The organism is Pseudomonas sp. ef1, from assembly GCF_007293365.2.
Taxonomy (GTDB): Bacteria; Pseudomonadota; Gammaproteobacteria; order Pseudomonadales; family Pseudomonadaceae; genus Aquipseudomonas; species Aquipseudomonas siliginis.
In genome coordinates, this window is the sequence record NZ_CM129815.1 from 4,480,150 (window position 1) to 4,497,340 (window position 17,191).

The following is a 17,191-nucleotide window of genomic DNA, read 5'->3' on the forward strand; positions in this document are numbered from 1 at the left end:
ACCTGTATTTGAGCGGAGGCGGAGCGCTCGGGGCTTTGATCAACGGCTCCTCCAGCGGCTTGCCGTCAGGCACTGTGAACAGGCGTTCGTATTGCTTTGGCATTGGTCGCGGTGCTCTTGCAGTCGTCATGATGAACCCTCTGATACCGGGCTGAATTCAACCCACTTAACTTGCGCGGAATCTATCAGCAAAATTTCGGCACCAAAAGGAGTCGACTTGCCATCGTCATTGACCCAACGTGGATTCTGCATCACGAACTGGCCGCAACTGGATTCGGACGGCCACTCGACAGGCCAGCCAAACACGCGCCTCTCGTCATGTAAATGCAGGGTTATGAACCGGTCGAATTGGGCAAAGGCGCAGAACCATTCACTGGGGAAAGAAGATTGTTTCGTGACGTTTCGCTTACGTAACCAGCCGTGCAATTTGTCACTCGTTGCCAGGTAACAGGCAAACAATCCCAGCATCAGCGAAAACACAAATGCCCAGAGCGTTTGCGCCCGATCATCCCAGTTTCCTATTGAAAAACCCTTCGAGCCAATCCACAAACAGAGGTTGCCCACCGCCAACACCGCGCCCTGAATCACAAATGTGGAGTCTCCATCCGATGAAAAAAGGCAGACACCGAACTTCGGTGTCTGCCTTTTTTGAGATCCGGGCGCCCGGTTACAGGCAATCACGCACCGATTGGCGCAGCGATCCGGACTTGGCCCACGGCGGCCCTTGGTAGAGGGACACCTTGCTGCCGTCCTTGTATTTGACGATATCGAGAATCTCATCCGCCGTGATAATGCTCGGCGCGGTAATCCGGTAGCCGTTGGAAATCGACGTCTGCGAAGTCTTGGCCACGTCTTTCTGCCACAACGGTAACAAACACGCAGCATATTCCTTGGGTGGCTTGTCACTGGTCTTGCTGAGGTTTGGCTCGCCCGGCACCAGCGACGCCGGTAACGAGCACCCCGTCAACAGAGCCAGTGCCAGACTGCCGATCCATACGCGCATGTTGTTTACCTGTGCGGAAAAAAGCTGAATGTACCGTTTAACTGCTTGCACATCCATCGTGGCAACCCGCCGTTACCGGCGTTTGGACAATTTTTCACATCGGTTCAGCCGGGCGTCAGATGACTTGGCCGCATCCGGAAAAATGCGACTACTCTTTTCTACCGAGAACGTTCAGGAGGTGATCATGCGGCTCAATGAATACGAACACGAACTTCAACGGGATTTGCAAAGCGTGGCGTCAGACCTGAGGTGGTCGGCGGTCGACCTCAAACGCATTGCCGAACAACTGCGTAAATCCGGCAACGAGGCAGACGCCCAGACCGTATTGCGGTCGTGCGAAATCCTGCAAAGCGACGAAGAGAGATTGCAGATCTATGCCAAGGAGGTAAAAGCCCGGACCATCAGCCGAATCAAGGTGCACTGACAAGCGTTCCAAAGCCACAAATAAGAAGCCCCGGTCGAAACCGGGGCTCTTTCGTTATAACGCATCAACTGAAGTTCTGGCTTTGCACCCGTTTGGGGCGTTGCTTGTAACCAGGAAGCGCTGCCGCATAGGCCATCGCCTCCTCTCTGCTGGTGAATGACGCCAATCGGTCGCCCTGGGTGCAGACCCGCCACGGGCCGTTGTTCACACTGAGCACATCGTAACCATTCATGTGCAGCTTGTTCAGCATTGGAATGCTCATGAGCACCTCCCTTTTGCCAACGGTGTTTTTGGTGTACGGGCTTACCTTACACCCGCTCCCCGCTGCGGTGTGAACCGGATTCACCCTGGCACATGTCAATTCACTGGCACTTTTTGCTATGCAAATGGCTCAGAATCAAGAAGGAACCTTTAAAACCGCCTGCGGCTCGAATATTGCAGTTTAATTACAGTTTTATGACAAGTATCAGCAGGGGATTCATGAAAGTACGCGCTACCGTCATTTGCGAACAGGATCGGCATATCCTCCTGGTGCGCAAACCCCGCCATCACTGGTCGCTGCCCGGAGGCAAGATCGAGCCCGGGGAAACCCGCGCGGCGGCTGCCGTTCGCGAGCTGGAAGAAGAAACCGGGCTGAATGCCGAGGACGTCCTGTACTTGATGGATCTGCAGGCAGGCAGTACGCGACATCATGTTTATGAGGCTTCGGTCATCAATATCGACGATGTGCGCCCGCAGAATGAAATCGTCGATTGCATCTGGTATCCGCTCGATGCCCTGCACAATCTTGAAACCAATGACGCGACACGGCGCATCGTGCAGGCCTTTCAACGGCGTTTATAACGATCAGCCGGCGAACGCCCGGCGACCGGCGCTGATTTCCGTGCGCAACTCACCGATGAAATTGGAAATATCGCGAATCGTCACCAGATGTTCGGGAGAAACGCCGTCGAGCAACAACTCGACACGCCCACTGCCCGGCTCATACACCTTGATCCGCAACAGACCTTGTCCGGTCGGTGTGCAATCACACTTGAACGTGGGGAAGCCTGACTCGACGATCCGGCAAATATCGGCAATGGCAAGCATGGACGGGCGCCTCGCAGGCGGAGAATCGATCCATCGAGCATAGACCCACGGTCTGTTAATTGCCCGCTCGGGAATGCCAAGCCGATCACAACTCACTCACGCCATTCAATGCGCGTCGTGATCCCAGATCCAGTTCCACATTCCGGGCAGATTCACCGGCTCAGCGCTTTGCTGAACCGTACGCGCCAGCGCAGCTTTTTGCAGCGCGGCCTGATCGTCGTAGAACGGCTTGTCGGCGAGTCTGACCCCGCTCGCCGCAGCGCTGTCGAGCAGAATCTGCAGATATTCGCGAGTATGGCGCGCGGTGTAGCGATTGAGATCATGGAACGTCACCACGACCGGAATCACGCCATCCACGGTCGGCAATTGACCCACGGCGATGCGCTCGCGCACTTCCGATAACTGCCGCAGCATGTTCGCCCGACGCCGAGGGCTGGCGTTGAAGCCCCAGATCTTGCCGTCGTTGGCACTCAGGTCCGTGAGCAAGACGTGCAAGCCGTGTTTTTGATAGGCCGCAAATGTGCGCTTGTCGTAGTTCCAGAACGGCGGGCGCAACAGCTTGGGCGGCGCTCCGGTGATGGCGGCAATGTCAGCGCTGCCATCGGTCAGCGATTGCTCCAGCTCTTGCGAGTCGAGCGAGCGATGGTTGGTGTGCCAGTGGGTTGCGGTGTGAAAGGCGAGAATATGCCCCTCGGCGTGTTCACGACGCATCAGGCTGCGGCCGATCTCGCTGTTGCCTGCCCTGGGTGCTCGGGTCTGCACGAAAAACACGGCTTTGATGTCTGCCTGCAGCGGATTGCTTTTGAGGCTGTCGAGCACCGTCGCCGTGGGATTCCACAACCCTGAAGCGCTGGGGCCATCGTCAAACGTCAGGAGAAAACGTACGGGGGCCTGAGCCTTCAGGCGCGTTTCGGTTTGCGTGGTCATTTCAATCGGCGCGGCGATGCAACCGGCCAGACCGAGCGCGATGAGCGCAACACAAAGAAGTTTGCATCCGGATGTCATGTCTTGCCCCGAGGCCGCGGCCGTGGTGTTGTCGAATGGCAAACCTCCCTCGCCTTTGTCCATCCCTGCGCGGCTATCCGCGAGCGCAGGTTGGATAAGGTACACAGGGTTTGGTTCCGGTGCTGGTTCCAGTGCGTCATCGGCCAGGCACATCGGCATGTCCGACTAGACTCAAATTTCCTCTAGGAGATTTCAGCCATGTGCGGAAGACTCACGCAGTACCGTGGGATTCACGATTTCGTCGCGGTGCTCAGCATCCCCGATGCGTTGATCAATCACGTTGGCGATGCGCCGCTCAATCGCTACAACGCAGCGCCCACCACTGCGCTGGCGGTTCTGCACCAGCACGAACAGGCCATTCATGCCGACAATCTGCGCTGGGGCTGGCGGCCGCATTGGGCCAAGGATCGTGCCGCGCCCATCAACGCACGGGTGGAAAAAGTCGCCCACGGCGCGTTCTTCCGGGCGATCTGGCGGCAGCGGCTGATTGTGCCGGTCGACAACTGGTTTGAGTGGGTTGATACCGGAGAAAAATCCCGACAGCCCTGGTTGATTCGTCGGGCGGATCAGGCTCCGGTTTTCTGTGCTGGTATCGGCCAGTTTCCGGCACCGGGGGTTGCGCCGAGGGAGGACGACGGGTTCGTCATCATCACCGCTGACAGCCTGGGCGGCCTCCTCGATATTCACGATCGCCGCCCGGTGGTCTTCGATTCGACGCGGGCTCGGGAATGGCTTGATCCGGCTACGCCGCTGGAACGCGCCGAGCAGATGCTGCTGTTTGAAGGCGAGCCCAGTGATGCCTTCGAATGGTACAAAGTCGGCAAAGCGGTCGGTAATACGCGTAATCAAGGTGCGCAATTGATAGAACGAGTCGACTAAATAATTACTTCACTGCTGCGTTAATCAAGCGAGCCCGTCACTGAATCCCGCGCGTTACAAAAAGTGTTTCAACCGCGATACAACCTCCGTAAAACAGCCGTTTGAGCGAATCAACCGCCTGTCAGACATTTCGACAGTCATACATACATTTCCCCGCGCTGCGGATAGCATGCGCGCCGCCTTTCCGATTGGTATACCAGTTGACCAAAGAGTCAAAGAAATCAGGAATCCATCAACAACTTTCAAGCCTTGCAGAGAAATAAGTGAGCGACGATTTTGCAATCAAACAGGTCAGCGGCCTGAAGTGTGTCCATCTGTCCAAGACAGAACGCCTGGAACTCGACTGTTTTATCGGCCATTACATCAAGACCCGAAACCTGCACAGCGTGCCCGATATCGAACGCACCCTGCGCAGCACCCTCGAGGGTTATCCCGGCCATCCGCCGGTGATGGTCAATGAGCTCAATGCGTGGATCGATCGAACGTTGGGGTATCGAGCGACCTACCCGGATTTCACGCAGCTGGAAGACTTCTGAAACGCGAAGAGCCCCGCTGCTGCGGGGCTCTTCGTATGCGCTGTTCAAGGTTTCAGAGGACGCTCCTGATCGCGGTCCGACAGCTCGCGGCTGTCATCATGCTTCCAGGTTTTTTCCTGCCTCTTCTGCTGCTCGATTTCTTCTTCCGTTGGCTCATCATCTTCCGCACGCGTTTGCTCAGTTGCCATGTGCACCTCACCTCAGAACAGTTGATGATCGTTAAAGGGTAGAACACTTTTGCGCGCCCAGATTCACCAACGCATTTTGTCCCGCGCGGCGTACCATAGCGCCATCTCCCCTTACGTCAGGAAGACGCCATGCTGTACCGAATCGCCGCCGACGGGCTGGTGCTGTTTCACTTGTGTTTCATCTTGTTCGTACTGTTCGGCGGGCTGCTGGTGCTGCGCTGGCCACGATTGATGTGGCTGCACTTGCCGGCGGCCGCCTGGGGCGTAGCGGTCGAGGTGTTGCACCTGACTTGTCCGTTGACCTACTGGGAAAACCTCATGCGCCACGCGGCCGGGCAGACCGAATACGCCGGCGGTTTCATTGAGCATTACATCTGGCCGATCATCTACCCGGCCGGTCTGACGCCGCAGATTCAACTGGCACTTGGCAGCGTGGTACTGGCGGTCAACCTGTTGGTGTACGCACGACTGCTGCGCTCATGGAAACTGCGCCGCGCCCGGCGCATTCCGTTTTAACGCGAGGCCGGTTTCAACGTTTCCAGCCACTGCGGATCGAAGCGTGGCTGGTCAGGATCAAGGCCCAGCGCCTGCATCCGCGCCTTGTGCTGTGCGACTTCGTCACGCAGTTGTCCATGATCGCTGGAGTTGCCGTCCAGCTCATGCATCTGCTGCAGTCCCAAGTGATAGAAACGCAGCACCTTCATCGCCGTCGGATCGTTGTTCTGCGCCGCCGCTGTTACCTGATGCAGCACATTGGTGATGCTCATCAGATTGCGCTTGAGGCGCCAGCTGTACACCGCCGGGGCCATCCAGGTCTGATGCCAGAAACGTCCGCGCAACAGCGCCGCCGTCAGCAGAAACGCCACAAATACCCCGCCCACGTTGAATCGCAGATTATCCCCATCGGGCTCGCCAAATACCGCCACCGCGACAGACGAAAACAGCATGGCCAGCAGCAGGAACAGCACGGCGATGATGATCGTGCTGCGGCGGGTCTGCTGACGAAAGGTAGCGGGGTCCATCGGCTGAATCTCGAACATCGAAAATGACTTCCTTGAGTGACAAAACGCGCAACGGAAAAAACTCGCCGGCGCATTATCGCATCGCACCGGGTTTTAGCTATGCTGGGGCTCCTTTTCATCTTTTCAGCGTCCAACGGGGACATGGCGGTATAGCGCAGATCGTGCCATCTTCATTCATGGATACACACTATTCGGATGCCATCCGCTGCGTTGTGGATGACATCGTTTTAAGGATCACTGCATGACCCAACGACACGTAATCAATGCCTCGGTCAGCCCGAAAGGCAGTCTGGAAACCCTTTCTCAACGTGAAGTCCAGCAACTGAGCGAAGCCGGATCCGGCAGCACTTATACCCTCTTCCGCCAGTGCGCCCTGGCCATCCTCAACACCGGCGCGCATGTCGACAATGCCAAGACCATCCTCGAAGCCTACAAGGACTTCGAAATCCGTATTCACCAACAGGATCGCGGCGTACGCCTGGAGCTGCTGAACGCTCCGGCCGACGCGTTCGTCGACGGCGAGATGATCGCCAGCACCCGCGAAATGCTCTTCAGCGCCCTGCGCGACATTGTCTACACCGAGAACGAACTCGACAGCCAGCGCATCGACCTGAGCAATTCCCAAGGCATCAGCGACTACGTGTTCCATCTGCTGCGCAACGCGCGCACCCTGCGCCCGGGCGTCGAGCCGAAGATTGTGGTGTGCTGGGGCGGCCACTCGATCAATACCGAAGAATACAAATACACCAAGAAAGTCGGCCATGAGCTGGGCCTGCGCAGCCTCGACATCTGCACTGGTTGCGGCCCTGGCGTGATGAAAGGTCCGATGAAGGGCGCGACCATTGCCCATGCCAAACAACGCATTCACGGCGGTCGCTACCTCGGCCTGACCGAGCCAGGCATCATCGCCGCCGAAGCGCCGAACCCGATCGTCAATGAGCTGGTGATCCTGCCGGACATCGAAAAACGTCTGGAAGCCTTCGTCCGTGTTGGCCACGGCATCATCATTTTCCCGGGCGGCGCCGGTACGGCCGAAGAGTTCCTGTACCTGCTCGGCATCCTGATGCACCCGGACAACGCAGGCCTGCCCTTCCCGGTGATCCTCACCGGGCCGAAGCATGCCGCGCCGTATCTGGAACAGCTGGATGCGTTTGTCATCGCGACCCTCGGCGAAGAAGCCAAACAGCATTACGAGATCATCATCGACGACCCGGCCGAAGTAGCGCGGCAGATGACTCAAGGCCTGAAAGCGGTGAAGCAGTTCCGCCGCGAGCGTAACGATGCGTTCCATTTCAACTGGCTGTTGAAGATCGATGAGGGCTTTCAGCGTCCGTTCGATCCGACCCACGAAAACATGGCCAACCTGAAACTGCACCGCGACCAGCCACCGCACGAACTGGCGGCGAATCTGCGTCGGGCGTTTTCCGGGATCGTCGCCGGTAACGTCAAGGACAAGGGCATTCGCCTGATCGAAGAGCACGGGCCGTATCAGATCCGTGGCGATGCGGCGATCATGCAGCCGCTTGATGCACTGCTCAAAGCCTTCGTCGCCCAGCACCGGATGAAACTTCCGGGTGGCGCGGCGTATGTGCCTTGCTACCGGGTCGTCGCATAATCTCAAGCCGTCACAAAAGCCCAATGTGGGAGCTGGCTTGCCAGCGATAGCGGTCTTTCATTCAACAGAGACGTTGAATCAGATGACGCTTTCGCGAGCAAGCTCGCTCCCACAGGATTTATGGTGTGCCGCAAATTGTAGTCACAACCTCAATCCCATTGTGGGAGCGAGCCTGCTCGCGAAGAGGCCCAAGAAAAACACATCAGTCTCTCAGGCTATCCACCAACCGCCGAGCCAACGCTTTAGCCTGCGCAGCGACGTCCGTCACCGCCGTACTCTCCCACCACATCCCGCGCAACGGCGGGCCCATGGCAAACAGCTGACTACTCACCCGCCCTTCGGCATCCACCACTGCGCCATCCTTTGCCGAGATCCCCAGCGCCAACGGCCCCGGCCGCACCAGTCCCCGCGCCAGCAACTGCTGCGGCAACGGTCGTGCGACTCGCCGCCAGTCGTATTCAATACCGCTGGAGTTGATCAGCGCTGCACCGCTGACCACGCCTGTTTCAGTCTCACCCCGAGGACGGATGCGAATGGCCACAGCATCGCCCGCGCCGGGCTCAATCCCCTTGAATGACGCGGCGTGAATGCGCAAGCGTCCTTCCTTGTGCAGCCGTTCGATCAACTCGGCACTCAGTGGCGGCGAACGATGGTGGTGACTCTCCCACCATGGCCGTACATGCCGTACGAATTGTCGACGCTGCACGTCAGTCGCCTGACTCCACAACCGCGCGATATGCGCGCGAACCGTATCCAGCGGCGCCTGCCAGTCGATGCCTTGGTCGATTGCATCGCGACAATGTTGGCGCAATTCGCGCACCAACTGGCGTGGCGTGCGGATGCTGTGATCTGCTGCCAGAAAATCCACCCAGACCGGCGGTTGACGGCGCACGTGCGGCAGCAGGCCATGCCGGGAGAACACCTCGATCGGCCCGCGATGGCCGGCCTGCTCCAGCGACACCACGGCATCGACCATGGTCAGACCGGAGCCGATGATCAGCACGGTGGACTGCGGGTCGAGTTCGCGCATGGCCGCCACATCCCAGGGATCAAGCGCGGCGGCATTAAGGCCACTGGACTGCGTCTGCGGCGTGCGGGCGGCGGGAAACATGCCGGTGGCCAGCACCGCCTGCGATCCACGCAAAATCCGGCCATCACTCAAGGTGAGCTGCATTGAGCCGGTCCCGCTTTGCAAGTCGACGGCTTCAGCACAGATGTGTTCTACGGTCGAACCTTGCAGCGCGCCCACCGCCCGGGCCTCAGCCAGACGCTGTTGCACATAGACCCCGAACAGGCCGCGCGGCGGAAACAGCTCACTGACCGGCACATCCTGCTCGGCAGATTCCGGCCAGCCGCCGCCGGCAATATGCGCGGTCAGCCACTGCGTCAGATCATCAGGATTATCCGGATCGACGCTCATCCGCGCCGCGTTGCCGTTCAGCGTATGTCCCAACTCGACTGCGCTGTAAGCCTCACCACGTCCCAGTTCAGCGCGAGGCTCGATGATGAGAATCTTTAGTTGCCCCGGCAACCGGAGCAATTGCACTGCCAGCATCGTGCCGCTGAGGCCGCCGCCGATGATCAGAATGTCCGCAGGCTTCTCCATTCAGATCACCACATTACGCACGAACCGCGCAGCCACATCGCCATCGTTGCGGTAGGCATGCGGTTGATTGCTGGCGAACATGAAAAACTCTCCTTTATTGATGTGTTGCGCCTGATCGCCGAGCATCAGCGTCAGGCAACCCTCAAATACGTAGATCTGCTCGCTCCAGCCATCGGCGTCCGGTTGCGACGGATAAACCTCGCCCGGTTGCAGGCACCACTCCCATTGCTCGACTTCGCGGCTCGCGGTGGCTTTGGACAGCAGCACGGCTCTGCTGCCGGGAATCGTGCCCGCCCAGGCAACCTCATTGATCCGGCTCGGGTCGCGCGCATCGTGCGCCTGGATCAGATCACTGAACGCAACGTCGAGCGCTTCGGCGACGCGATCAAGCGTGGTCAGGCTGACATTCTTTTCGCCTGCCTCGATCGCCACCAGCATCCGTCGGCTGACCCCGGACTTTTCCGCCAGTGCGGTCTGGCTCATATCCGCCGCATGGCGCAGGCGTCGAACGTTCTGGCTGACGTGTTGCAGGACGGAGGCTCGCTGAGTCGAATCTTTGTGCACTATATTGCTCACTCGGTGGGGTTGGGCAGTATACTGCGCAACGTTGGCGGCATTGTGCGGCCTCCCTTTTAATGTGCGCAAGGTCATGATGTCGCCAAACAATTCTGCGTCCCGAATCCGCTTTTCCCGCTTCAGCAAAGCCGAGTGCGTGCTGGTGCTGATCACCATGATCTGGGGCGGCACGTTTCTGATTGTGCAACATGCCATGACGGTCAGCGGCCCGATGTTTTTTGTCGGCCTGCGCTTTGCCGCCGCGGCGGCGATCGTGGCGATGTTCTCCTGGCGTCATCTGCGCGAACTGACCTTGTTCGAAGTGAAGGCCGGGTCGTTCATCGGCGTGGCGATCATGCTCGGTTACGGCCTTCAGACGGTCGGGCTGCAAAGTATTCCGAGCAGTCAGTCGGCGTTCATTACCGCGCTGTATGTGCCGTTTGTGCCGCTGCTGCAATGGCTGGTTCTGGGACGGCGTCCGGGGTTGATGCCAAGTATCGGGATCATGATGGCGTTTGCCGGACTGATGTTGTTGTCCGGCCCCTCGGGGGCGGCGTTGAATTTCAGTCCGGGAGAAATTGCGACCTTGATCAGCGCCTTTGCGATTGCTGCTGAAATCATTTTGATCAGCACTTTCGCCGGGCAGGTTGATGTGCGGCGGGTGACGGTGGTGCAACTGGCGGTGACGGCGGTGTTGTCGTTCTTGCTGGTGGTCTCGACCGGTGAAGTGATTCCGGAATTTTCCTGGTTGTTGCTGGTGACCGCTTTGGGTCTGGGCGCAGCAAGTGCGGCGATTCAGGTGGCAATGAACTGGGCGCAGAAGAGTGTTTCGCCGACTCGGGCGACGTTGATCTATGCCGGTGAACCGGTGTGGGCCGGGATTGTCGGACGGATTGCCGGAGAGCGCTTGCCGGCGATTGCACTGGTGGGCGCCGGGCTGATTGTGGCGGCGGTGATTGTCAGTGAGTTGAAGACCAAGGGAAGGACCACCGAGGCAGAAGCTGAGTTGGAGCGAGAAACGCAGGCGTGACCCGCAATCTTTTCTGGCTGCTCGCGAAAGCGCCGCACCATTGTTGCCCCTGAAACAACGCCAAACACAAAATTCCAGACTACTTTGTAGGATTCTGAGACATCCTCGCGTTTGGTGATCAGGGAGCTGGCACGTATGATGCTTCACAAACTTCCGCAGATTAGAAGCCTATGTCCCTGATAGTTCTACTGCTTCTGCCGTTCATCGGCAGCTGTCTGGCAGCGGTGCTGCCGCACAATGCGCGCAATGCCGAATCGCTGCTGGCGGGTCTGGTCGCTTTGATCGGCACCGTTCAGGTCGCGATGCTGTACCCGCAAATCGCCCACGGTGGCGTGATCCGCGAAGAATTCATGTGGTTGCCCAGCCTCGGGCTGAACTTCATTTTGCGCATGGACGGCTTCGCCTGGCTGTTCTCGATGCTGGTGCTGGGCATCGGCACACTTGTCTCCTTATATGCCCGTTATTACATGTCGCCGGACGATCCGGTGCCGCGCTTTTTCGCATTTTTTCTGGCATTCATGGGCGCCATGCTTGGCCTGGTGATCTCCGGCAACCTGATTCAGATCGTGTTCTTCTGGGAATTGACCAGCCTCTTTTCGTTTCTGCTGATCGGCTACTGGCACCACCGCGCCGATGCACGGCGCGGGGCTTATATGGCGCTGATGGTCACCGGTGCCGGCGGGTTATGTCTGCTGGCGGGGGTCATGATTCTCGGCCATGTCGTCGGCAGCTATGACCTGGACAAGGTCCTGGCCGCCGGCGATCTGATTCGCGCACATGCCCTCTACCCTGTTCTCTTGCCACTCATCCTGATCGGCGCGCTGAGCAAAAGCGCGCAATTCCCGTTTCACTTCTGGCTGCCCCACGCGATGGCGGCACCGACGCCCGTCTCGGCCTATCTGCACTCGGCGACCATGGTCAAGGCCGGGGTTTTCCTTTTGGCACGTCTGTGGCCGTCGCTGTCCGGCAGTGAGGAATGGTTCTACATCGTCAGCGGAGCGGGCGCCTGTACACTGTTGCTTGGCGCGTACTGCGCGATGTTCCAGAACGATCTCAAAGGTTTGCTGGCCTACTCGACCATCAGCCATCTCGGTCTGATCACTTTGCTCCTGGGCCTCAATAGTTCACTGGCCGCAGTGGCAGCAGTTTTTCACATTCTCAACCACGCGACGTTCAAAGCCTCGCTGTTCATGGCCGCCGGCATCATCGACCACGAAAGCGGCACCCGTGACATCCGCAAGCTCAGCGGTCTGATCAAACTGATTCCCTATACGGCGACGCTGGCCATGGTCGCCAGTGCCTCAATGGCCGGCGTGCCGCTGCTCAACGGTTTCCTGTCGAAAGAAATGTTCTTCGCCGAAACCGTGTTCATCAACGCCACCGCGTGGGTCGAGACCAGTCTGCCGATCGTCGCGACCATCGCCGGCATGTTCAGCGTCGCCTACTCCCTGCGATTCACCGTCGACGTGTTCTTCGGCCCCACCGCCACTGACCTGCCACACACGCCGCACGAGCCGCCGCGCTGGATGCGCGCCCCGGTCGAGTTGCTGGTCTTCACCTGTCTGCTGGTGGGGATTTTCCCGGCGCAGATCGTCGGGCCATTACTCGCCGCTGCGGCACTGCCGGTGGTCGGTGGTGAGTTGCCGGAATACAGCCTGGCCATTTGGCACGGTTTGAACGCACCGATGATCATGAGCCTGATCGCCATGTCCGGCGGCATCATCCTCTATCTGCTGCTGCGCAAGCAGTTCAAGCTCGGCCATTTCAAGTATCCGCCGCTGGTCGGCCGCTTCAACGGCAAGCGTTTGTTCGAGCGCAGTCTGGTCGTAATGATGCGCATCGCCCGGCGCGTCGAGCGTCGCCTGGGTACCAAGCGCTTGCAGATGCAGCTGTTCCTGATGGTTTCGGCCGCCGTGCTCGCCGGTCTGATCCCGATGCTGCACAGCACGCTGACCTGGGGCGACCGGCCGAAAATACCTGGTTCCATCGTCTTCGTGACCCTGTGGCTGTTGGCGATCGCCTGTGCGCTTGGCGCCGCATGGCAGGCGAAATATCACCGTCTCGCTGCACTGACCATGGTCAGCGTCTGTGGCCTGATGACCTGCGTGACCTTCGTCTGGTTCTCCGCGCCGGATCTGGCGCTGACGCAACTGGCGGTCGAAGTGGTGACCACGGTGTTGATGCTGCTTGGTCTGCGCTGGTTGCCGCGCCGCATCGAAGAAGTCTCACCACTGCCAGGCAGCCTGCGCAAGGCGCGTATCCGTCGTCTGCGCGACTTGCTGCTGTCGATTGCGGTCGGTGCGGGGATGGCGCTTTTGTCCTACGCCATGCTCACCCGGCAGACGCCGAACCACATTTCCTCTTTCTACCTCAGTCGCGCCCTGCCCGAGGGCGGCGGCAGCAACGTCGTCAACGTGATGCTGGTGGACTTCCGTGGTTTCGACACACTCGGCGAAATCACCGTGCTGGTCGCCGTGGCGCTCACCGTGTTCGCCCTGCTGCGCCGCTTCCGCCCGCCGAAGGAAAGCCTGCAGTTGCCGGCGCAGCAACGCCTGCTGGCACCGGACGTGGTCACCGATCTGGTCAACCCGCGTTCGGCCAGCGACACGGCACTCGGCTTTATGATGGTGCCGGCGGTACTGGTCCGTCTGCTGCTGCCTGTCGCGCTGGTGGTGTCGTTTTACCTGTTCATGCGCGGGCACAATCAGCCGGGCGGCGGTTTTGTCGCCGGGCTGGTGATGTCGGTGGCTTTTATCCTGCAATACATGGTTGCCGGCACGCAGTGGGTCGAGGCGCAAATGAGCCTGCGCCCATTGCGCTGGATGGGCACCGGTCTGCTGTTCGCCACCGCCACCGGTCTCGGTGCGATGCTGGTCGGCTATCCGTTCCTCACCACTCACACCTGGCACATCAGCGTGCCGTTGCTGGGCGATATCCATATCGCCAGTGCGCTGTTCTTCGACATCGGCGTGTACGCCGTGGTGGTCGGGTCGACGCTGCTGATTCTCACCGCCCTCGCCCACCAATCGGTGCGCGGCCACAAGACGGCCTCGCTGCCCAAGTCAGTCGCCAGCAAAGGAGCCGTCTGATGGAAGAAGTCATCGCAATCGCCATCGGCATTCTCGCCGCGTCCGGGGTCTGGCTGATCCTGCGGCCGCGTACCTTTCAGGTGGTCATGGGCCTGTGTCTGTTGTCGTATGCGGTCAACCTGTTCATTTTCAGCATGGGCAGCCTGTTCATCGGCAAGGAACCGGTGATCAAGGACGGCGTGACCCAGGACTTGCTGCACTACACCGACCCGCTGCCCCAGGCGCTGGTACTGACGGCTATCGTCATCAGCTTCGCCATGACCGCGCTGTTCCTCGTCGTATTGCTCGCCTCGCGCGGCTTGACCGGCACCGACCACGTCGACGGCCGGGAGCCTAAGGAATGATGGCGATGACTCACCTGATCGCCGCACCGATCCTGCTGCCGCTGCTGACCGCCGCAATCATGCTGATGCTCGGCGAGAAGCACCGGCCGCTGAAGGCGAAAATCAACCTGTTCTCCAGCCTCCTCGGCTTGTTCATTTCAGTGATGCTACTGCAATGGACGCAGACCACCGGGGTGCCCGGCTCCATCGGTGTGTACCTGCCGGGCAACTGGCAGGCACCGTTCGGCATCGTCCTGGTGGTTGATCGCCTGTCGGCACTGATGCTGGTGCTGACCGGCGTTATCGGCGTCAGTGCGTTGCTGTTTGCCATGGCCCGCTGGGACGGCGCCGGCTCAAGCTTTCACGCTCTGTTCCAGATCCAGCTGATGGGCCTGTATGGCGCGTTCCTGACGGCGGATCTGTTCAACCTGTTCGTATTCTTCGAAGTGTTGCTCGCGGCATCCTACGGTTTGTTGCTGCACGGCTCGGGCCGGGCGCGGGTGTCGTCGGGGTTGCATTACATTTCGATCAACCTGTTGGCATCGTCACTGTTTTTGATCGGCGCTGCATTGATCTACGGGGTGACCGGCACGCTGAACATGGCTGATCTGGCGATGAAGATTCCGCTGGTGCCGGAAGCCGATCGTGGTTTGCTGCATGCTGGCGCGGGGATTCTTGCGGTAGCGTTTCTGGCCAAGGCTGGCATGTGGCCGCTGAACTTCTGGCTGGTGCCGGCTTATTCATCCGCCAGCGCGCCGGTGGCGGCAATGTTCGCGATCATGACCAAGGTCGGCGTCTACACCCTGCTGCGCTTGTGGACCCTGTTGTTTTCCGGTCAGGCCGGCGCCTCGGCATTCTTCGGCGGCGACTGGCTGATTTACGGCGGCATGGCGACCATGGCTTGCGCAGGGCTGGCGATTATCGCCGCGCAACGCCTGGAGCGCATGGCCAGCCTGAGCATTCTGGTGTCGGCGGGGATCCTGCTCTCGGCGATCGGCTTCGCCCAGCCGAACCTGATCGGCGCTGCGCTGTTCTATCTGGTCAGCTCGACCCTGGCGCTGAGCGCATTGTTCATGCTCGCCGAACTGATCGAGCGCTCGCGCTCGGCCAACGAAATTCCGCTGGAGGACGAAAGCGAACTGCTTCCGCGCCCGCAAGAATCGCTGCAACCGCCCAAGGGCATCAACCTCGACGACGAACAGAAAGCCGTGGTCGGTCAGGTCATCCCGTGGACCATGGCCTTTCTCGGTTTGAGCTTCATTGCCTGCGCGCTGTTGATCATCGGCATGCCACCGCTCTCCGGATTTATCGGCAAGCTCAGCCTGATCGGGGCATTGCTCAACCCGTTGGGACTTGGCACTGCGGCGCCGCTGCCTCCCGGTGCATGGGGATTGCTGGCCCTGTTGATCCTGACCGGTCTGGCCTCCCTCATGGCCTTCTCTCGCCTGGGTATCCAGCGCTTCTGGACGCCGGAGGAGCGCCCGTCACCACTGCTGCGCAAACTCGAATGCGCGCCGATTTTTCTGCTGCTCGGGCTGAGCATTGTTCTGACGTTCAAGGCTGAACCGCTGTTGCGCTACACCCAGGCTACGGCCGATGCGCTGAACAATCCGCAGCAATATGTGCTGGCGGTGCTTGGCACTCGGGCAGTGCCGAGCCCGCAAGCCAGAGCCGACATGCTCGAGGTGCAGCCATGAATCGACTGTTCCCGGCACCGTGGTTATCGCTGGCACTGTGGGTCTTGTGGCTGACCCTGAACCTGTCCGTCAGCCCGGGCAATCTGCTGCTCGGTGCCGCGCTGGGTTTCGCCGCGCCGCTGATGATGCGCAAATTGCGGCCGAAACGTGCGCGCATTCGCAATCCGATGGCCGTGCTGCGCCTGTTTCTCCTGGTCGGTCGTGACGTGATCATGTCCAACCTGATCGTCGCCTGGGGCGTACTCAACGCCGGACGGCGCCCGCCCAACTCATGCTTTATCAAGGTGCCGCTCGATCTGCGCGATGCTCATGGTCTGGCGGCACTGGCGATGATCTGCACCGTGGTGCCCGGCACCGTATGGTCGGAACTGGCGCTGGACCGCAGCGTTCTGTTGCTGCACGTTTGGGATCTGCACGACGAAGCGCAGTTCATCGAGCACTTCAAAAGCACTTACGAGCGACCGTTGATGGAGATTTTCGAATGAGCCCATTGCTGTCGAATGCGATTCTGCTGACGTTGTTTCTGTACTGCGTGGCGATGACGCTGACGCTGGTGCGCTTGTTCAAAGGCCCGTCAGCGCAGGATCGGGTACTGGCGCTGGATTACCTGTATATCGTCGCCATGCTGATGATGCTGACCCTGGGCATTCGCTACGCCAGTGATACCTACTTTGAAGCGGCGCTGCTGATTGCGCTGTTCGGCTTCGTCGGCTCGTTTGCCCTGGCGAAATTCCTGCTGCGTGGCGAGGTGATCGAATGAATGCCGAATTGTCTTTGTGGGTCGAGATTCCGGTGGCGGTCCTGCTGGTGCTCAGCGGCGTGTTTACCCTGCTGGGCGCAACCGGATTGCTGCGCATGAAGGATTACTTCCAGCGTATGCATCCGCCAGCGCTGGCGTCGACAATCGGTGCCTGGTGTGTGGCACTGGCGTCGATCATCTGCTTTTCAGCGCTGAAGTCCGGGCCAGTGGTGCATGCCTGGCTGATTCCGGTTCTGTTGGCCATCACCGTGCCAGTGACCACCCTGCTGCTGGCGCGGGCGGCGTTGTTCCGCAAGCGGATGGCCGGGGATGATGTGCCGGCTGAGGTGAGCAGTCGTCAGACTGAAAGTGGTAATTGATGATCATGTAG

The 17,191-nt window shown here is 59.7% G+C and carries 22 protein-coding genes; 13 read left to right on the forward strand and 9 right to left on the reverse strand.

The genetic code is table 11. The features are described from left to right. Nucleotides 1-126: 126 nt before the first annotated feature. Both FEE99_RS20225 and FEE99_RS20230 read right to left on the reverse strand, forming a co-directional pair. The gene (locus FEE99_RS20225) at nt 127-588 is read right to left on the reverse strand and encodes a DUF6338 family protein (protein ID WP_041480779.1); all 462 of its coding nucleotides are present in this window, start codon (nt 586-588) and stop codon (nt 127-129) included. Between the two features lie 79 nt (nt 589-667). Then, complete coding sequence (locus FEE99_RS20230; RefSeq protein WP_041480781.1) at nt 668-1,003, reverse strand: hypothetical protein; 336 nt, start codon at nt 1,001-1,003, stop codon at nt 668-670. 184 nt (nt 1,004-1,187) lie between these two features. On the opposite strand from FEE99_RS20230, the gene FEE99_RS20235 reads away from it, so the two are divergent. Continuing rightward, nucleotides 1,188-1,427 (forward strand): hypothetical protein, encoded by a 240-nt coding sequence (locus tag FEE99_RS20235; RefSeq protein WP_041480783.1) that lies wholly within the window; start codon nt 1,188-1,190, stop codon nt 1,425-1,427. A gap of 64 nt (nt 1,428-1,491) precedes the next feature. On the opposite strand, the gene FEE99_RS20240 is transcribed toward FEE99_RS20235, so the two are convergent. Continuing rightward, nucleotides 1,492-1,689 carry a hypothetical protein gene (locus FEE99_RS20240; RefSeq protein WP_041480785.1) on the reverse strand — a complete coding sequence of 66 codons (198 nt, stop codon included), beginning with the start codon at nt 1,687-1,689 and terminating at the stop codon, nt 1,492-1,494. 218 nt (nt 1,690-1,907) lie between these two features. On the opposite strand from FEE99_RS20240, the gene FEE99_RS20245 reads away from it, so the two are divergent. Then, nucleotides 1,908-2,270, forward strand: a complete 363-nt coding sequence (locus FEE99_RS20245) for an NUDIX hydrolase (protein ID WP_041480787.1) — start codon at nt 1,908-1,910, stop codon at nt 2,268-2,270. Nucleotides 2,271-2,273: 3 nt separating this feature from the next. Here FEE99_RS20245 and FEE99_RS20250 read toward each other — a convergent pair whose 3' ends face one another. Then, complete coding sequence (locus FEE99_RS20250) at nt 2,274-2,516, reverse strand: DUF1652 domain-containing protein (RefSeq protein ID WP_016775073.1); 243 nt, start codon at nt 2,514-2,516, stop codon at nt 2,274-2,276. A 105-nt stretch (nt 2,517-2,621) separates the two neighbouring features. Continuing rightward, a complete protein-coding gene (locus FEE99_RS20255) occupies nt 2,622-3,521 on the reverse strand; it encodes a polysaccharide deacetylase family protein (protein ID WP_041480942.1) in 900 nt (299 codons plus the stop codon). Nucleotides 3,522-3,719: 198 nt separating this feature from the next. Between FEE99_RS20255 and FEE99_RS20260 the strand changes: the two genes are divergently transcribed. Together FEE99_RS20260 and FEE99_RS20265 are read left to right on the forward strand one after the other, a co-directional pair. Further along, the gene (locus FEE99_RS20260; protein ID WP_041480789.1) at nt 3,720-4,400 is read left to right on the forward strand and encodes an SOS response-associated peptidase; all 681 of its coding nucleotides are present in this window, start codon (nt 3,720-3,722) and stop codon (nt 4,398-4,400) included. A gap of 263 nt (nt 4,401-4,663) precedes the next feature. Then, nucleotides 4,664-4,936, forward strand: coding sequence for a hypothetical protein (locus FEE99_RS20265; RefSeq protein WP_041480791.1), 273 nt, complete (start codon nt 4,664-4,666; stop codon nt 4,934-4,936). Between the two features lie 44 nt (nt 4,937-4,980). Here FEE99_RS20265 and FEE99_RS20270 read toward each other — a convergent pair whose 3' ends face one another. Continuing rightward, a complete protein-coding gene (locus FEE99_RS20270) occupies nt 4,981-5,124 on the reverse strand; it encodes a hypothetical protein (protein WP_164488351.1) in 144 nt (47 codons plus the stop codon). Nucleotides 5,125-5,253: 129 nt separating this feature from the next. On the opposite strand from FEE99_RS20270, the gene FEE99_RS20275 reads away from it, so the two are divergent. Then, on the forward strand, nt 5,254-5,640 hold the full coding sequence (locus tag FEE99_RS20275) for a DUF2784 domain-containing protein (RefSeq protein WP_041480792.1): 387 nt from the start codon (nt 5,254-5,256) through the stop codon (nt 5,638-5,640). On the opposite strand, the gene FEE99_RS20280 is transcribed toward FEE99_RS20275, so the two are convergent. After that, on the reverse strand, nt 5,637-6,164 hold the full coding sequence (locus FEE99_RS20280; RefSeq protein ID WP_041480794.1) for a DUF3087 domain-containing protein: 528 nt from the start codon (nt 6,162-6,164) through the stop codon (nt 5,637-5,639). The genes FEE99_RS20275 and FEE99_RS20280 overlap by 4 nt on opposite strands. Nucleotides 6,165-6,387: 223 nt before the next feature. On the opposite strand from FEE99_RS20280, the gene ppnN reads away from it, so the two are divergent. Beyond that, nucleotides 6,388-7,761, forward strand: coding sequence for a nucleotide 5'-monophosphate nucleosidase PpnN (ppnN, locus tag FEE99_RS20285; protein ID WP_041480796.1), 1,374 nt, complete (start codon nt 6,388-6,390; stop codon nt 7,759-7,761). A 202-nt stretch (nt 7,762-7,963) separates the two neighbouring features. Here ppnN and FEE99_RS20290 read toward each other — a convergent pair whose 3' ends face one another. Continuing rightward, a complete protein-coding gene (locus FEE99_RS20290) occupies nt 7,964-9,367 on the reverse strand; it encodes an FAD/NAD(P)-binding protein (protein WP_041480798.1) in 1,404 nt (467 codons plus the stop codon). Then, complete coding sequence (locus FEE99_RS20295) at nt 9,368-9,931, reverse strand: helix-turn-helix domain-containing protein (protein WP_041480799.1); 564 nt, start codon at nt 9,929-9,931, stop codon at nt 9,368-9,370. 85 nt (nt 9,932-10,016) lie between these two features. On the opposite strand from FEE99_RS20295, the gene FEE99_RS20300 reads away from it, so the two are divergent. The 7 genes from FEE99_RS20300 (at nt 10,017) to FEE99_RS20330 (ending at nt 17,180) form a co-directional block, all read left to right on the forward strand. Beyond that, complete coding sequence (locus FEE99_RS20300) at nt 10,017-10,952, forward strand: DMT family transporter (protein WP_041480801.1); 936 nt, start codon at nt 10,017-10,019, stop codon at nt 10,950-10,952. 170 nt (nt 10,953-11,122) lie between these two features. After that, a complete protein-coding gene (locus FEE99_RS20305) occupies nt 11,123-14,041 on the forward strand; it encodes a monovalent cation/H+ antiporter subunit A (protein WP_041480803.1) in 2,919 nt (972 codons plus the stop codon). Continuing rightward, complete coding sequence (locus tag FEE99_RS20310; protein ID WP_016775082.1) at nt 14,041-14,385, forward strand: Na+/H+ antiporter subunit C; 345 nt, start codon at nt 14,041-14,043, stop codon at nt 14,383-14,385. Before FEE99_RS20305 ends, FEE99_RS20310 begins: the two co-directional genes overlap by 1 nt. Beyond that, nucleotides 14,382-16,061, forward strand: a complete 1,680-nt coding sequence (locus tag FEE99_RS20315) for a monovalent cation/H+ antiporter subunit D (protein ID WP_041480805.1) — start codon at nt 14,382-14,384, stop codon at nt 16,059-16,061. Before FEE99_RS20310 ends, FEE99_RS20315 begins: the two co-directional genes overlap by 4 nt. Further along, nucleotides 16,058-16,546 carry a Na+/H+ antiporter subunit E gene (locus FEE99_RS20320; RefSeq protein WP_041480806.1) on the forward strand — a complete coding sequence of 163 codons (489 nt, stop codon included), beginning with the start codon at nt 16,058-16,060 and terminating at the stop codon, nt 16,544-16,546. Before FEE99_RS20315 ends, FEE99_RS20320 begins: the two co-directional genes overlap by 4 nt. Beyond that, the gene (locus FEE99_RS20325; protein WP_041480807.1) at nt 16,543-16,821 is read left to right on the forward strand and encodes a K+/H+ antiporter subunit F; all 279 of its coding nucleotides are present in this window, start codon (nt 16,543-16,545) and stop codon (nt 16,819-16,821) included. Before FEE99_RS20320 ends, FEE99_RS20325 begins: the two co-directional genes overlap by 4 nt. Further along, on the forward strand, nt 16,818-17,180 hold the full coding sequence (locus FEE99_RS20330) for a Na+/H+ antiporter subunit G (protein ID WP_041480808.1): 363 nt from the start codon (nt 16,818-16,820) through the stop codon (nt 17,178-17,180). Before FEE99_RS20325 ends, FEE99_RS20330 begins: the two co-directional genes overlap by 4 nt. Nucleotides 17,181-17,191 lie beyond the last annotated feature (11 nt).

Excerpts from the sequence above, each read along its gene's own strand:
- FEE99_RS20230 (WP_041480781.1), bottom strand. The coding sequence starts at position 1,003 with ATGCGCGTATGGATCGGCAGTCTGGCACTGGCTCTGTTGACGGGGTGC.
- FEE99_RS20235 (WP_041480783.1), top strand. The coding sequence starts at position 1,188 with ATGCGGCTCAATGAATACGAACACGAACTTCAACGGGATTTGCAAAGC.
- FEE99_RS20240 (WP_041480785.1), bottom strand. The coding sequence starts at position 1,689 with ATGAGCATTCCAATGCTGAACAAGCTGCACATGAATGGTTACGATGTG.
- FEE99_RS20245 (WP_041480787.1), top strand. The coding sequence starts at position 1,908 with ATGAAAGTACGCGCTACCGTCATTTGCGAACAGGATCGGCATATCCTC.
- FEE99_RS20250 (WP_016775073.1), bottom strand. The coding sequence starts at position 2,516 with ATGCTTGCCATTGCCGATATTTGCCGGATCGTCGAGTCAGGCTTCCCC.
- FEE99_RS20255 (WP_041480942.1), bottom strand. The coding sequence starts at position 3,521 with ATGACATCCGGATGCAAACTTCTTTGTGTTGCGCTCATCGCGCTCGGT.
- FEE99_RS20260 (WP_041480789.1), top strand. The coding sequence starts at position 3,720 with ATGTGCGGAAGACTCACGCAGTACCGTGGGATTCACGATTTCGTCGCG.
- FEE99_RS20270 (WP_164488351.1), bottom strand. The coding sequence starts at position 5,124 with ATGGCAACTGAGCAAACGCGTGCGGAAGATGATGAGCCAACGGAAGAA.
- FEE99_RS20275 (WP_041480792.1), top strand. The coding sequence starts at position 5,254 with ATGCTGTACCGAATCGCCGCCGACGGGCTGGTGCTGTTTCACTTGTGT.
- FEE99_RS20280 (WP_041480794.1), bottom strand. The coding sequence starts at position 6,164 with ATGTTCGAGATTCAGCCGATGGACCCCGCTACCTTTCGTCAGCAGACC.
- ppnN (WP_041480796.1), top strand. The coding sequence starts at position 6,388 with ATGACCCAACGACACGTAATCAATGCCTCGGTCAGCCCGAAAGGCAGT.
- FEE99_RS20290 (WP_041480798.1), bottom strand. The coding sequence starts at position 9,367 with ATGGAGAAGCCTGCGGACATTCTGATCATCGGCGGCGGCCTCAGCGGC.
- FEE99_RS20300 (WP_041480801.1), top strand. The coding sequence starts at position 10,017 with ATGATGTCGCCAAACAATTCTGCGTCCCGAATCCGCTTTTCCCGCTTC.
- FEE99_RS20305 (WP_041480803.1), top strand. The coding sequence starts at position 11,123 with ATGTCCCTGATAGTTCTACTGCTTCTGCCGTTCATCGGCAGCTGTCTG.
- FEE99_RS20310 (WP_016775082.1), top strand. The coding sequence starts at position 14,041 with ATGGAAGAAGTCATCGCAATCGCCATCGGCATTCTCGCCGCGTCCGGG.
- FEE99_RS20315 (WP_041480805.1), top strand. The coding sequence starts at position 14,382 with ATGATGGCGATGACTCACCTGATCGCCGCACCGATCCTGCTGCCGCTG.
- FEE99_RS20320 (WP_041480806.1), top strand. The coding sequence starts at position 16,058 with ATGAATCGACTGTTCCCGGCACCGTGGTTATCGCTGGCACTGTGGGTC.
- FEE99_RS20325 (WP_041480807.1), top strand. The coding sequence starts at position 16,543 with ATGAGCCCATTGCTGTCGAATGCGATTCTGCTGACGTTGTTTCTGTAC.
- FEE99_RS20330 (WP_041480808.1), top strand. The coding sequence starts at position 16,818 with ATGAATGCCGAATTGTCTTTGTGGGTCGAGATTCCGGTGGCGGTCCTG.